8 protein-coding genes are annotated in these 14,806 nt (G+C 69.0%); 3 read left to right on the top strand and 5 right to left on the bottom strand.

Features of this window, described 5'->3' with window-relative positions:
* The first annotated feature begins 63 nt into the window (after positions 1-63).
* Positions 64-2,118, top strand: a complete 2,055-nt coding sequence (gene glgX / locus ACUWEX_RS06600; protein ID WP_445997491.1) for a glycogen debranching protein GlgX — start codon at positions 64-66, stop codon at positions 2,116-2,118.
* Here glgX and ACUWEX_RS06595 read toward each other — a convergent pair.
* The 3 genes from ACUWEX_RS06595 to glgP are packed head-to-tail and all read right to left on the bottom strand — an operon-like array spanning position 2,115 to position 6,368.
* Positions 2,115-3,026, bottom strand: a complete 912-nt coding sequence (locus ACUWEX_RS06595) for a putative protein N(5)-glutamine methyltransferase (protein WP_445997490.1) — start codon at positions 3,024-3,026, stop codon at positions 2,115-2,117. The two genes, glgX and ACUWEX_RS06595, sit on opposite strands and share 4 nt — an antisense overlap.
* Positions 3,023-3,475 (bottom strand): hypothetical protein, encoded by a 453-nt coding sequence (locus ACUWEX_RS06590; RefSeq protein ID WP_079727373.1) that lies wholly within the window; start codon positions 3,473-3,475, stop codon positions 3,023-3,025. The genes ACUWEX_RS06595 and ACUWEX_RS06590 overlap by 4 nt, the downstream gene beginning before the upstream one ends.
* 4 nt (positions 3,476-3,479) lie before the next feature.
* Positions 3,480-6,368 carry an alpha-glucan family phosphorylase gene (gene glgP / locus ACUWEX_RS06585; protein ID WP_445997489.1) on the bottom strand — a complete coding sequence of 963 codons (2,889 nt, stop codon included), beginning with the start codon at positions 6,366-6,368 and terminating at the stop codon, positions 3,480-3,482.
* 649 nt (positions 6,369-7,017) lie between these two features.
* On the opposite strand from glgP, the gene ACUWEX_RS06580 reads away from it, so the two are divergent.
* Together ACUWEX_RS06580 and glgB are read left to right on the top strand one after the other, a co-directional pair.
* On the top strand, positions 7,018-8,967 hold the full coding sequence (locus ACUWEX_RS06580; protein WP_445997614.1) for an alpha-1,4-glucan--maltose-1-phosphate maltosyltransferase: 1,950 nt from the start codon (positions 7,018-7,020) through the stop codon (positions 8,965-8,967).
* Entirely contained in the window at positions 8,964-11,648 is a 2,685-nt protein-coding gene (gene glgB, locus ACUWEX_RS06575) for a 1,4-alpha-glucan branching protein GlgB (protein WP_445997488.1), read from the top strand. The genes ACUWEX_RS06580 and glgB overlap by 4 nt, the downstream gene beginning before the upstream one ends.
* Before the next feature lie 146 nt (positions 11,649-11,794).
* Here glgB and ACUWEX_RS06570 read toward each other — a convergent pair whose 3' ends face one another.
* Both ACUWEX_RS06570 and ACUWEX_RS06565 read right to left on the bottom strand, forming a co-directional pair.
* Complete coding sequence (locus tag ACUWEX_RS06570; RefSeq protein ID WP_445997487.1) at positions 11,795-12,865, bottom strand: tetratricopeptide repeat protein; 1,071 nt, start codon at positions 12,863-12,865, stop codon at positions 11,795-11,797.
* Positions 12,866-12,914: 49 nt separating this feature from the next.
* Complete coding sequence (locus ACUWEX_RS06565) at positions 12,915-14,708, bottom strand: hypothetical protein (protein ID WP_445997486.1); 1,794 nt, start codon at positions 14,706-14,708, stop codon at positions 12,915-12,917.
* Positions 14,709-14,806 lie beyond the last annotated feature (98 nt).

The raw sequence follows: 14,806 nt of genomic DNA, 5'->3' as shown, positions 1-14,806 counted from the left end.
CTCCTCAAACGCATTCAGGTGCTCGTTACTTTGCCGTCGAACGCCCTTACTACTCTAGAACTCATGACTACCCCCGACCCGTTCGCGTCCCTCGGTGTGAGATTCGACGGGTCCGGCGGCCGCATCGGCGTCTGGTCGGCGAGCGCCACCCGCATCGAACTCGTCCTCTTCGACGACACCGATCCCCAGTGGGTCACCGCCCGTGTGCCCCTGACGCGCGGTGAATCGGATGTCTGGACCGCCCGCTCTCCCCTGCTCACGCCCGGCCGCCGCTACGCTCTGCGCGCCGACGGCCCAACGGGCCCGCGCCACCGCTTCGACCCCGATGCCCTCTTGCTCGACCCGTATGGCCGCGGCCTGCAGCGTGTGGCGCAGGGCGAATGGCGTTCGACGGCCGTCGACGAGACCTTCGACTGGGGCAGCGTGCAGAAACCGGCCGTGCCGCTCGATCGCACGGTGATCTACGAGGCCCATGTGAAGGGCCTGACGAAGTTCAACCCGGCGCTGCCCGAGAATCTGCGGGGCAGCTACGCGGGGCTCGCGCATCCCTCGACCATCGAGCACCTCACGAGCCTCGGGGTGACGAGCGTGCAGTTGCTGCCCGTGCACGCCTTCGTGTCGGAGCAGCGGCTGCTGAAGCAGGGCATGACCAACTATTGGGGTTACAACACGCTGTCGTTCTTCAGCCCGCACGCGCCCTATGCGTCGCGCACGGCGCAGGCGGGTGGGCCGGCGGCCGTGCTGCGCGAGTTCAAGGGCATGGTGAAGCTGCTGCACGAGGCCGGGCTCGAGGTGCTGCTCGACGTGGTCTACAACCACACGGCGGAAGAGGGGCCGGATGGTCCGCGCCTCAGCCTGCGCGGGCTCGACGACTCGAGCTACTACCGTCAGGACGATCGCGGGCGCTACATCGACGTCACGGGCTGCGGCAACACGCTCGACACGAACTCGCCGGGCGGTGAGCGGCTCGTGCTCGATTCGCTGCGCTACTGGGCGAACGAGGTGCAGATCGACGGTTTCCGGTTCGACCTGGCGGCGGCGCTCGGGCGCAACGCGGGGCATGAGTTCGACCCCGAGCATCCGCTTCTCACCGCCATCGTCGACGACCCGGCGCTCGCGGGCGTGAAGATGATCGCCGAGCCGTGGGATGTGGGCATGGGCGGCTGGCAGACGGGCAACTTCCCCGACGGCTGGCACGAGTGGAACGACCGCTACCGCGACCGCGCGCGCAACTTCTGGTTGAGCGATGTGGACTACTCGCGGCGCGCGAGTGACCCGCCCGTGGGCATCGGTGGTTTCGCCACCCGGCTCGCGGGCTCGTCGAACACGTTCGGCGCCTCGCGGGGGCCGCTCGCCTCGGTGAACTTCGTCACGGCACACGACGGTTTCACACTGGCCGACCTGGTGTCCTACGACGTGAAGCACAACGTGGGCAACGGCGAGTCGAACCGCGACGGCAGCGACAACAACCGCTCGTTCAATCACGGTGCCGAGGGCGAGACCGACGACCCCGGCATCCTGGCCACGCGCCGCAAGGCCATGCGCAACCTGCTCGGCACGCTGCTGCTGTCGGCGGGCGTGCCCATGCTCACGGCGGGCGACGAGATCGCGCGCAGCCAGCGCGGCAACAACAACGCCTACTGCCACGACAGCGAGCTCACGTGGTTGTCCTATGGGCCGACCCTCCTCGAGCAGGCGCTGCGTCGGCACGTCGAGACGCTGACGCGCGTGCGCGCCGAGAACCCCGCGTTGCGGCCCCAGCGGTTCGGCAAGAGCGGCGTTCGCGTGCCGAGCGCGAGCGAGATGGACTGGTACGACGCCTCCGGTGCGACCATGAGCGACGAGGACTGGACGTCTCCCCGCCACCGCACGCTGCAATACGTCGCGGCGTCGACGCCCGAAACCGAGGAGTTCAACCGCATCCTGCTCATCGTGCACGGCGTCGAAACCGAGGTCAGGGTGACCCTGCCGCAGCACAACGGCGTCGTGCGCTATCGATCGCTGTGGTCGAGCGCCGAAGACGACGTGACGGGCGACGATGGCGCCGTGTTCGCGCCGGGCGATGTCGTCGACGTGTGCGCGACGTCGATGTGGTTGTTCCGGGCCGAGAGCGACTAAGGGCGGCGAGCGCTCACGACCGTGGCGTCGCCGTCGGGTGAGCGGATGATCTGTGCCGCGAGACCTGCCGCCTGCATGATCTCGGCCGACTCGTGCGATTGAGCATCACTCGTCTCGACGAAGAGTGTCCCTCCGGGTGCGAGCCACGTGCGGGCGTCATCGGCGACGCGGCGCTGGATGTCGAGCCCGTCGTCGCCGCCATCGAGCGTGCCGTGCGGCTCATACAGGCGCGCCTCGGGCGGCAGCAGGGCGATGTCGGCGGTCGGCACATAGGGCGTATTGCAGACGAGCGTGCGGATGCGTCCGCGCAGGCTCTCGGGGAGCGCCGCGTAGAGGTCGCCCTCGAAGACCCGGCCGCCCGCCGGTTCGAGGTTCACGCGTGCCCAGGTGACGGCGCGGGGGTCGATGTCGGCGGCGCTCAACGCGATGCCGGGCACACGACGGGTGAGGGCCAATCCGATCGCGCCCGACCCGCAACAGAGGTCGACGGCCACGTCTCCGGGCCGGGTGACCGACGCGGCCGCGTCGACGAGCAGTTCGGTGCGATGCCGCGGCACGAACACGCCGTCCCCCACGCGCACGCGGATGCCGTCGAATAGCGCCCACCCGACGACGTACTCGAGCGGCACTCCGGAAACACGCTGCGCAACCATCCGCTCGAGGTCGACCCGGTCTAGGGCCCCACCCCGCGCCACGAGCAGGGCCTCCCCTGTGAGCGCCGCCTCCCCGACGAGCACAGCGTCCGCTGCGCGCATGGCGTCGCGTTCGGCCACGGATTCTCCAGCGAGCAGGGCCTCCCCGACGAGCAACGTGGCTTCTTCCTCGGCGAAAACGGAGCCGGCCGCACGCAGCCGGCGCGCGACATCCGCTTCGATGTCGTGCAGGTCGTGCTCACCGGTCTCGGTCACTGCCACCCGATGCGGTTGCCATACCCGTCGACGAATCGCAGCTGTGGAAACTCGTGCGACAGCCGCACGAGGAACTCCTGGCCCTCGGCGGTCGACACGGGCCAGGCCCAGTTCTGCACACCGCCCGAGCGTTTCAGCGCCTCGACGAACATGTCGCGTTCGGCCCCGGCGCCCTCGTGTCTCTTCGGCACCAGAACGCGGGTGATTCTCGCGTAGTCGTGCAGCACGATGAACTGGAAGCTCGAACCCGTCTTGTCGTCGCGCACGATGAACTCACGCGAGCCCGGGATGTCCGGCGGGATCTCGACCGTGTCGAAACGCCTATTCGCCCCGGCCGCCGTTGACCGGCGATACGTTCGCGCGAACAGGAACAGCACGACGGCGATCATCGACATGACGACCAGGCCGCCCACGATGCGGCCGCCCGGGAAGGCGTCGAGGTCGTACACCGGGTCAGCCCTCCGCGCGATCGGAGGGAGCGCCGTCGCCGTGCGAACCGTCGCCATCTGCGCCATCCACATGAGCGCCGCCCACATGAGCGCCGTCCGTGTGAGCGCCGTCACCCTGCGGGCCGGCCTCCGAACCGTCGGCCTCGTGCCCCTCGTGAGCCCGGTCGTCGAAACCGTCCGACGACGCGTCACCGAACCCCGTGTCGGAGGCCGAACCACCGTAGCCCTGGCCACCCGGCGTCGACGGCACCGACGTCTGGCCGAGCAACGACGGCACCCGACCGAGCGCCTCGGCGGCGGCGTCGCTCGGCGCGTCGTCGGCGTGCGCGATGAGCCCGAGTTCGGCGGGCGCGGCGAGCAGCGGATGCCGCGGCAGCACGCGCACGGTATAACCGAAGCCTCCCGAGTGCACGAGGCGCACCTCGCCCTCGAACACGGTCTCGCCGGATTCGCCCCCGCCGGCCGGTCGCAATTCGACGACTCGTGTGGACGTGAGTTCGCCGTCGAACGACGCGGCGCCGTAGACGACCTGCACGCTCAGCTCATCCGGAGACAGGCCTGCCGTGCGGATGCGGGCGCGCAGGCGCAGCACATCGTCCACCTGGGGAACGTGCTCGAGCCCGCCCGATTCGACGTGGGCCACCGCGACACCCGGCCAGGCACCGCGCACGCGCTGCTTCCACGCGGCCAGCTCGCGCGCGGGGCGGGCGTTCTCGGGTGCGAGGGCGGCTCGCGATCGGGCGGCCGGAACGTACAGGTTCTCGACGTACTCCCGCACCATGCGCTCGGCGCTGAGCTCGGGCGACAGGTGGGCGAGCGAATGCCGCACGCGCGACATCCAGGCGCGGGGCACGCCGTCGTCGCCGCGGTCATAGAACTCGGGCACGACGCGCGTCTCGAGCAGGTCGTAGAGGGCGTTCGCCTCGAACAGGTCGCGCTCCTCGCTGGCTCCCTCGCCTGGGGCCGTGGGGATCGCCCAGCCGTTGACGCCGTCGAAGTATTCGTTCCACCACCCGTCGAGGATGGACAGGTTGAGCGACCCGTTCATGGCCGCTTTCATACCGGAGGTGCCGCACGCCTCGAGCGGCCGCAGCGGGTTGTTCAGCCAGACATCCGTGCCCGGGTAGAGGACCTGGGCCATGCGGATGTCATAGTTCGTGAGGAACACGATGCGCCCGCGCACGGCCGGCTGCTGGGCGAATTCGACGAGCTTCTGGATGAGCCGCTTGCCGTCTTCGTCATGCGGATGCGATTTGCCGGCGACGACGATCTGCACCGGCCGATCGGGGTCGGTCAGGATGCGGGTGAGCCGCTCCTGGTCGTGCAGCATGAGCGTCAGTCGCTTATAGGTGGGCACCCGACGCGCGAAACCGATGGTCAAGACGTCGGGGTCGAGCACCTGGTCGATCCAGTCCGGCGTGATGCCGCCGCGGTTCTGCTCCAGCCAGAGGGCCCGTTCGCGCTCGCGGGCATCCGCCACGAGCGCCTGTTTCATCTCACGGCGCACGCGCCACAGGTCGTCGTCGGAGAGCGCGTCGGACTGCCAGTCGACGCTCGTCGTGTCGGTCGTGCCGAAACGCTCCTCGGCCAGGCGCACCATCCGCGAATCCGTCCACGTCGCGGCGTGCACACCATTCGTAATCGACCCGATGGGCACGTCGGCCTGCTCGAAACCGGGCCACAGCTTCTGGAACATGCCGCGTGACACGTCGCCGTGCAACTCGGACACGCCGTTCGCGCGCTGGGCCAGCCGCAACCCCATGAAAGCCATGTTGAACGCGGATGCTTCGCCTCCCGCGCCGCCGTCACCCCCGTCGCCCGGCTCGGCTCCGAGGGCAAGCGCATCACCCGGGTCGACGCCCGGAAGCAGGTCGCCGCCCTCCAGGTAGCGCGCGACGAGGCCCCGGTCGAAGCGGTCGATCCCCGCGGGAACGGGGGTGTGGGTCGTGAACACCGTGCCGGCCCGCACGACCTCGAGCGCCTCGGCGAACGACAGGCCCTGTCCGATGAGCGACGAGATGCGCTCGAGGCCGAGGAACCCCGCGTGCCCCTCGTTGGTGTGGAAGACGGTCGGGAACGTGACATCCGACAGATCGCACCAGTGTTCGACCGCTCGAACGCCGCCGATGCCGAGGAGCAGCTCTTGGCGCAGCCGGTGCTCGGTGTCGCCGCCGTAGAGACGGTCGGTGACCGCGCGGTATTCGGCCGTGTTCTCGGGGATATCGGTGTCGAGCAACAGCAGGGGCACGCGGCCCACCTCGGCCCGCCACACGCGGGCGGAGAGGGCGCCGCCGTCGGGCATCGCCAGGGTGACGACCACCGGGGTGCCGTCGGCGTTTCGCAACAATTGCACGGGCAGACCATCCGCGTCGAGAACGGGATAGCTCTCCTTCTGCCAGCCCTCGGCAGACAACGACTGCGAGAAATAGCCGGCCCGGTAGAACAGCCCGACGGCCACGAGCGGCACACCCAGGTCTGAGGCGGCCTTCAGGTGATCACCCGCAAGGATGCCGAGGCCACCCGAATACTGCGGCAACGACGCCGCAATGCCGAATTCGGGCGAAAAATATGCGATGGATGTCGGCGCGTCGTCTCCGAGCGATTGATACCAGCGCGGCTCCCGCAGGTAGACCTCGAGGTCGGAGCGCAGCCCGTTCGCCCACTCGACGAAGCCGCGATCATCCGCCAATTGACGCAATCGGTCGGTGCCGATCGCCCCCAGCAGAGCCACCGGATCGTGCCCCGTGGACTCCCACAACTCGGCGCTCATCTCGCGGAACAACCGCTTCGTCGGCTCATGCCAACTCCACCGGAGGTTCGAGGCGAGCACGCCGAGCGCGTCGAGAGCGGGAGGGAGCACGGGCCGCACGGTAAATCGTCTGATCGCCTTCACCCGCTCAGCATAAACCGGTGGTGTGAACTCGCTCTTAGATGCTGTGCCCGGACGATACAACCCCTCACAGAGGCCGCCCGACTCCGGTACGGTCGGACAAGGACCAACGGTAAGGGGAGCGGCTCTCGTGGCAGCAGAAAAAGGCAACCGACGTCGGACACCGGCGAAGACCAGCAAGAAGGCTTCGTCGCCCCAAGCGGCCGCGGCCGACGGGATCGTGACGAGCCCGGGGGCAGCAAGCCCGGGCGCGGCGGAGGCCGCAGAAACCCCGATCATCGAGGCGTCGCCTCCGACGCCGCCCGCGGCGGCCGCGTCGCACACACCCGACGCTCCGGCCGTCGATGCCGCGCCGTCTGCGGCAGAGACCGAGTCTTCGGCCGACGCTGCCGCCGCCGCTCCGACGCAGCCCGGCACCGAGCACGTTCCGACCGAAGCCTCGGGCGGCGACCTGCCGACGAGCGGTTCGACCGCCGGCGCCTCGGCAACCGCCGGCGCAGCCGCCCTCGACCTGTCGCTCTCTGCCAACCAGAAAAGCGCCGCGAACCAGGACGGCACCGGTACACCGACGGCGCCCGACGCCGCGCAGCAGGCGGCCAACGACTTCCGACCCGTCATCGGGCGTATCCCCGTGCTCGACGTCACGCCCGCGCTGCCCGACCACCTGTGGCCGGCCAAAGCCGTCGTCGGAGAGGTCGTCGAGTTCGGCGCCACCGCCTTCCGCGAGGGCCACGACCTCATCGGCACGCAGCTCCTCTTGACCGACCCGTCCGGCACCACGACGGCTCACCGTCTGTCCCCCGGCGCCCCCGGCCTCGACCGCTGGGAGGGCCTCGTCCGCGTGGATGCCGAGGGTGACTACACGTTCCGCGTGCGCGCCTTCGCCGACGACTGGGCCACCTGGCAGCACGCCGCCGAGATCAAGGTGCCCGCCGGCATCGATGTCGAGCTCATGTTCCAGATCGGTGCGGGACTCGCCTCCCTCGCGGCCGACCAGCCCGAACGCTCCGAAGACGCCCGGGCCCGCCTGTCGGCGGCCGCCCGCACGCTGCTCGACGACGAACGGTCCCTCGAGGAACGCGCCGCCGTCATCAGCGACGAGACCGTCTCGGCCCTGCTCGCCGACATCCCCCTCGCCTCGCTCGAGAGCTTCTCCGACGAGCGCACCCTGCGCGTCGAGCGTCGCCGCGCCGGCGTCGGCTCCTGGTACGAGTTCTTCCCGCGCTCCGAGGGCGCCGTCAAGAACGCCGACGGCTCCTGGCAGTCCGGCACGTTCCGCACCGCGGCCCGGCGCCTCGAGGGTGTGGCGGCCATGGGCTTCGACGTGCTCTACCTGCCGCCCATCCATCCCATCGGCCACGCGTTCCGCAAGGGCCCGAACAACACGATGAACCCCGGACCGCACGACCCCGGATCGCCGTGGGCCATCGGCTCGGCTGAGGGCGGGCACGACGCCATCCACCCCGACCTCGGCACCGTCGAGGACTTCCAGTTCTTCCTCGCCGAGGCGAAGAAGTACGGCATCGAGGTGGCCCTCGACTTCGCGCTGCAGGCCTCGCCCGACCACCCGTGGGTGACCGAGCATCCCGAATGGTTCACCACGCTGCCCGACGGGACGATCGCCTACGCCGAGAACCCGCCGAAGAAGTATCAGGACATCTACCCGATCAACTTCGACAACGACCCCGAGGGCATTCGCCAGGAGGCGCTGCGCGTGCTGCGGCACTGGATCGACCTCGGAGTGCACATCTTCCGCGTCGACAACCCGCACACCAAACCGCTCGACTTCTGGGAGTGGATCATGCACGAGGTGCGCCAGACGCACCCCGACATCGTGTTCCTCGCCGAAGCCTTCACGCGCCCGGCCATGTTGCAGGGGCTCGCCAAGGTGGGCTTCCAGCAGAGCTACAGCTACTTCACCTGGCGCAACACGAAGGAGGAGCTCGAAGAGTTCTTCCAGAGCATCTCTCACGAGACGAGCGATTTCCTGCGCCCGAATCTCTTCGTGAACACGCCCGACATCCTCACCGAGTACCTGCAGTTCGGCGGGCCGAGCGCCTACACGATCCGAGCCGCCCTCGCCGCGACGGCCGCACCCGTCTGGGGCGTCTACTCCGGTTTCGAGTTGTTCGAGAACGTGGCCCGCCCGGGCGCCGAAGAGAACATCGACAACGAGAAGTACGAGTACAAGCAGCGCGACTTCGCGGCCGCCGAACAGGCCGGTGCATCGCTCGGCCTCTACCTCGGTTTGCTCAACAAGATCCGCCGCGAGCACCCCGCCCTGCAGCAGCTGCGCAACCTCACGCTGCACGCGAGCGACGACGACAGCATCCTCGTCTACAGCAAGTTCCTCGACGGAGCGTTCACCGAGGATGGCACGACCGACCGCATCCTCGTCGTCGCCAACGTCGACCCGCACTCCGTCCGCGAGACGACGGTGCACCTCGACACGACGGCGTTCGGCATTCCGCAGGGCGCGGCCTACGAGGTCACCGATCTCGTCACCGGCGACACCTACACGTGGGGGGACCACAACTACGTGCGACTGGATGCGTTCTCGCACCCGGTGCACATCTTCGAGGCGAAGGAGATCCGCCCATGACCCCTCCCCGTTTCCCCTGGTCGAAGAAGTCGGCCGACGAGCCCGACGAGACCGCATCGACACCCGCGGCGGCATCCGCACCGGCACCCGCACCCGTGACGCGCAACGCACCCGTTGCCCCGGACGCGTCTGCACCCGCCACCGCCCCGAAGGCTGAGGAACCCGTGACCGAACAGAACGAGAAGCCCGATGCATCCACGCCCGTTTCCGAGGCACCGGGCGTCGAGCACGCACACCACGCGGAACCGTTCGGCGAGTACGCCGGCCAAGACCGCGACCCCGAGACGATCTCCCCCGAGGCCGAGGCACACGCCGACGAGGTCGACGAGGAGCTGCCCGCCCAGGTCAGCCAGTTCGACGGCGACGCGGCGGATGTCGTGATCGACGTTCCCGGCAGCGAGCCCGAAGCCGCGACCGGCGTCGACCCATCCGCCGGGGTCGGTTCGCTCGACGACGCAGCGCCTGCATCGGCGTCAGCCCCTGACTCTTCCGACGCTCAGCCCGCCGAGTCGACCCCCGCCGACCCCACGGTCGACGAGTGGATCCTCGAAGCCGTCGCCGAGGGCCGCTACTACTCCCCCCACAGCGTTCTCGGCATCCACTCGCTGGGAGACGGCCGCACGGCCATCCGCACCCGACGCCCCCTGGCCGAATCGGTCACGGCGCACCTCGAACCGGGCGGCACCGTCACGCTCGAACACGCCCACGCCGGCATCTGGCAGGGCGTCTTCGACGGCGACCCCGTCGACTACACGATCGAGGCCGCCTACGAGGATGGTCCCCCGTGGATCGCCGACGACCCCTACCGCTTCGCCCCCACCATCGGCGAACTCGACCTGCACCTCATCGGCGAAGGCCGCCACGAAGAGCTGTGGACCGCTCTCGGCGCCCACGTGCGCACGCACGGCGGCATCTCGGGCGTGAGCTTCTCGGTGTGGGCCCCCCATGCCCAGGCCGCACGCGTCGTCGGCGACTTCAACGGGTGGGACGGCACAGGCCACGCGCTGCGCAACATGGGTTCGACGGGCGTGTGGGAGATCTTCGTGCCCGGCCTCGAATCCGATGCACTCTACAAGTTCGACCTCCTGGGCCAGGACAACGTCTGGCACCGCAAGGCCGACCCCATGGCGCGTTTCGCCGAGCAGTCCCCCGGCACCGCCTCCATCGTCTCCCCGCCGTCGACGCACGAGTGGCAAGATGCCGCGTGGCTCGAGCAGCGCGCCACCACCGAGGTGCACCGCCGCCCCATGAGCGTCTACGAGATGCACGTGGGCTCGTGGCGCCCGGGTCTCGGCTACCGCGAATTGGCCGAGCCGCTCATCGACTACGTGCTCGCCCTCGGCTACACGCACGTCGAATTCATGCCGCTCGCCGAGCATCCCTTCGGCGGCTCGTGGGGCTACCAGGTGACGGGTTACTACGCCCCAACCAGCCGTTTCGGCAACGCCGACGACCTGCGCTACCTCATCGACCGCCTGCACGGCGCCGGCATCGGCGTTCTGCTCGACTGGGTTCCCGGCCACTTCCCCAAGGATGGCTGGGCGCTGGCGAACTTCGACGGTCAGCCGCTCTACGAGCACCCCGACCCGCGCCGCGGCGAGCAGAAGGACTGGGGCACGCTGGTCTTCGACTTCGGCCAGCGCCAGGTGAAGAACTTCCTCGTCGCCAACGCGCTCTACTGGCTCGAGGAGTTCCACGTCGACGGGCTGCGTGTCGACGCCGTCGCGTCCATGCTCTACCTCGACTACTCCCGCAAGGAGGGCGAGTGGTTGCCCAACGAGCACGGCGGCCGCGAAAACCTCGAGGCCATCTCGCTGCTGCAGGAGGCCAACGCCACGGCCTACAAGCGCAACCCCGGCGTCGTCGTGATCGCCGAGGAGTCGACGAGTTGGCCCGGTGTCACCAAGCCCACGAGCGAAGGCGGCCTCGGCTTCGGCTACAAGTGGAACATGGGCTGGATGCACGACTCGCTGGAGTACATCCAGGAGGACCCGCTCTACCGCTCCTACCACCACAACGAGCTCACCTTCTCGCTCGTCTACGCGTTCAGCGAGAACTTCCTCCTGCCGATCAGCCACGACGAGGTCGTGCACGGCAAGGGTTCGCTCTTCAGCAAGATGCCCGGCGACCACTGGCAGAAGCTCGCCAACATGCGTGCCTACCTGGCCTTCATGTGGGCGCACCCCGGCAAGCAGCTGCTCTTCATGGGCCAGGAGTTCGGGCAGCAGTCCGAATGGTCCGAGGGCCGCGGGCTCGACTGGTGGACCCTCGACCAGCCCAGCCACCAGGGTCTCTTCGACCTCGTGTCGCAGCTGAACAAGGCCTATGTCGCCAACCCGGCCCTCTGGGAGCTGGACGCGTCGCACCAGGGCTTCGAGTGGCTCGACGGGGGCGACGCCGAACGCTCGGTCGTCTCCTTCATCCGCTGGGCCGAGGATGGCAGCGCCATCGCCGTCTTCGTCAACTTCTCGGGTGCTCCCCACAACGACTACCGCACGGGCCTGCCCTTCGCGGGTGAGTGGGACGAGATCCTCAACACGGATGCCGCGGCGTTCGGTGGTTCCGGAGTCGGCAACATGGGCACCGTTACGGCGACGAACGACCCGTGGGCCGGCCGCAGCGCGTCGGCGTCGATGACCCTGCCGCCCCTCGGCGCGGTCTGGCTCAAGTACCGCGGATAGCGAGACCCGTCAGACACGAAAACGGCCGGGAGAGGATGTGAATCCTTCTCCCGGCCGTTTCGTGTGTCGAGCGCGCGACATAAAACGAGCGTGCCGTAGCGTGACGCGGTAGGCGGCGGCGTATCGCGAGCCGCCTCACCGAATGTCTAGAACAGCAGGTTGGTGAGGCGTCCTCGCGCAATCGCGACCCTCGGGTCGTCGAGCCCGACGACCTCGAACAACTGCAGCAAACGCGCGCGGACGGTATTCTTCCCGTCGGCATCCTGCTCGGGGAAGAGCGTGAGCAGACGGTCGAAGGCATCCTCGACATGCCCACCCGAGAGGTCGAGGTCGGCGACGTCGAGCTGGGCGCCGAGGTCGTCGGGGTTCTGCGCGGCGGCCGAGCGGATCTCGTCGAGCGTCTTGCCGTTCAAACGGTGCAGCAGGCTCACCTGGGCGAGACCGGCGTGCGCCATCTTGTCGGTGGGGTTCTGCGCGATGGCCTTCTCGTAGGCGCGGATGGCGGCCGGGTAGTCGCCCTGGTCGATCGCGTCGTAGGCCTCCTGGTGCAGCGGCGGCAGCGGCGGTTCCTCGGGGGCGGCTGCGGCATCCGCGCCACCCTCGGCGGCACCCACGACGGTGACCGAACCCGAGACACCGCTCTGCGCGGCAGCCTCGAGAACCTGCTCGAACACCTGGCGCACCTGGGGCTCGGGGATGGCGCCCTGGAACAGCTGCAGCGGGCGCCCGCCGATGACGGCGGCGACGGTCGGGATGGACTGTGCCTGGAACGCCTGCGTCAGCTGGGGGTTCTGGTCGACGTCGACCTTGACGAGCACGAACCGGCCGCCGAATTCGGCGACGAGCTTGTCGAGAATGGGTGACAGCTGCTTGCACGGCTGGCACCACTCGGCCCACAGGTCGACGATGACGGGAACCTGAGCCGACAGGTCGAGGAACTGGGTGAAGTTCTCGTCGGTTCCATCGAAGACGAGCCCGGGCAGCTCGATGACGGCACCAGCGGCGCCAGCGGCACCGGGCTGGCCCGCCACGGCAGTGCCGCCCGACGCTGCCTGCCCTGCGGCGCCCGTGGGAGCCCCCGCACCCGTCGTGGCGGCCCCGGCACCGTTCGTCGCGCCCGTGGCCTGTGCGGCCGCCTGAGCGTTCGCCCGGTTGACGAGCCCCGACAGGTCGACGGCTCCGCGCAGAGCGGCAGGGTTCACATCGAGATTGGCCATGTCTTACAGATCCTCCAGTGATGACAAACGGTGAATGACGATGCGCTGCTTACGGCAGTTCGGTGGCGCTCACGAGCCCCTGGCTGAAGCCGAGCAGGCGGATCTTCTCGGTGCTCCCGGTCGGCGGCACGTAGAACAGCAGCTGGTCGCCATAGGTGCTCGTGACACCCTTCTTCGTCTCGGTGAGACCGCTCAGGGACGCGACAGCTCCGGATGTCTTCACGCTCGCGCCCTCTTCGACCGGCTTGACGGTTTCGGAGTCGGTCACGTTGACGGCGATGATGGCGCCCGAGTCGTTCGTCGCGAGAGCCAGCGCTGGGCCGGAGCCCGCCTTCGTGGCGAACTCGATCGACGCCGTATCGGGCAGGTCGGCCTTCTTCTTCTCGCGGTCTTCCGACACCTGGGTGCGCAGCGTGTCACCCTCGGCGGCGAACTGGGCGGCGTACTGAGAGCTATCCCCGTTGGCGAGCACGTCGGCATAGGCCTCGGCGATCTTGTCGGGGGCGAGCAGCAGGAAGCTCGAGTCCGGCGGAATCTGCGAGGCGCCGATGGTGGCGGGCGCGACATCCGGAATCTGGGCCTGGGGCTCGAGCCGCACCGAGTAGTCGATGAGATAGTTGGCGCGCGGCGTCTCCTGCGTCAGCACGAGCAGCGTCGGAGCGACGCTCGTGTCGTCGGCGTCCTGGATGACGGTCATCACGGTGCGCGGCCACGTGTCGGATGCCTGGGGCAGCGTCAGCGTGATGGGCGACGCGGGGATCGCGGCCGTCGCCTGCGCATCGGCGTTCTTCGAACGGATCTGGTAGTTCGCTTTGCGCTCGTCGAGCGCGGGCCCGGTCAGGCGCGTGGCTGCGACATCGGCGCTCTTCTGCTCGTCGGCGTCGGCCACGACGGCCGAGATCTTCGAGACGATGCGCTCGATCTGCGGCACGCTGACGACGGGCGCGGGTTGGCTGTCATCCGTGGCGGCCGCATCGGTCGAGGTGCTGGTCGGGGTGGGACTCTGGGCCGGCAACTGCGGCCAGAAGCTCGGGCTGCACCCGCTGAGGGCCAGCGACGAGACGAGGGCGACCGGGACGACGGCGATCAGGGCATTGCGACGTGCGGCCTTGGGCCGCCGAGCCTTGGGAGCGCGCGGCAGCCTCTTCTGGTCGTCGAGGGGCGGCAGCGACTTGCGGCGCGGGCCCCGCGAGCGGCGCATGTGGCGCAGGCCCAGCAGGTAGAGCACGAGGCCGACGGCCAGCAGGATGATTCCGCCGACGATCAGCGGGCCGGCCCACGGTGTGGCGTTGTCGAGCGGCCAGGAGAGTTTGACGGTCGAGGGGGCGGGCGCCGAGCCATCCGAAGCAATCAGCACGCTGACGTCGTCGGGCACGCTCATGGGTGCGATCAATGCGCGGTCTTCGGTGAACTCGCCGAGCCACAGGTCGCTCCCGGCGGGGTCGGTGACATCGGACGTCGCATCGGCATCGGTGGATGCTTCATCCCCCGAGTTCGAACCGGTCGATGTCTCGGCGGGCTTCGGCGTCACGACGTCGGACACGAGCTTGTTCTCGTCGTCGAGCGTGAGCAGGTTGTACTTCGACTCCCCCAGCCAGGCCTTCACGTCGCTCGTGCGGCCGTAGGCCAGATAGGCCTTCGACGAGCCGGCCAGCGTCACCGTCTGCTGACCCGGGTTGGCGTTCAGCGTGGTGCCGTCGATGACCGTGTAGGGCAGCTCGCCCGACACCTTCACATCGACCGTCTGGGTCGGCGGACCCAGGAACACGGTGCGCTGAGCGATGCCCGTGATGATCATGGCGGCGGCCACGACGAACGCGGCTATAGCGAGTACGAATCGCACGAAATCTCCTCCTGGGTCGCCGTTGCGGGGGTTCTCGCACCCGTCGACAGGGGTTCGTGACGGGCGGACGGCGACGAACACAGACATTCCAGACTAGC

This window comes from Okibacterium fritillariae (assembly GCF_052783725.1).
This window is presented reverse-complemented; position numbering and strand designations above follow the sequence as displayed.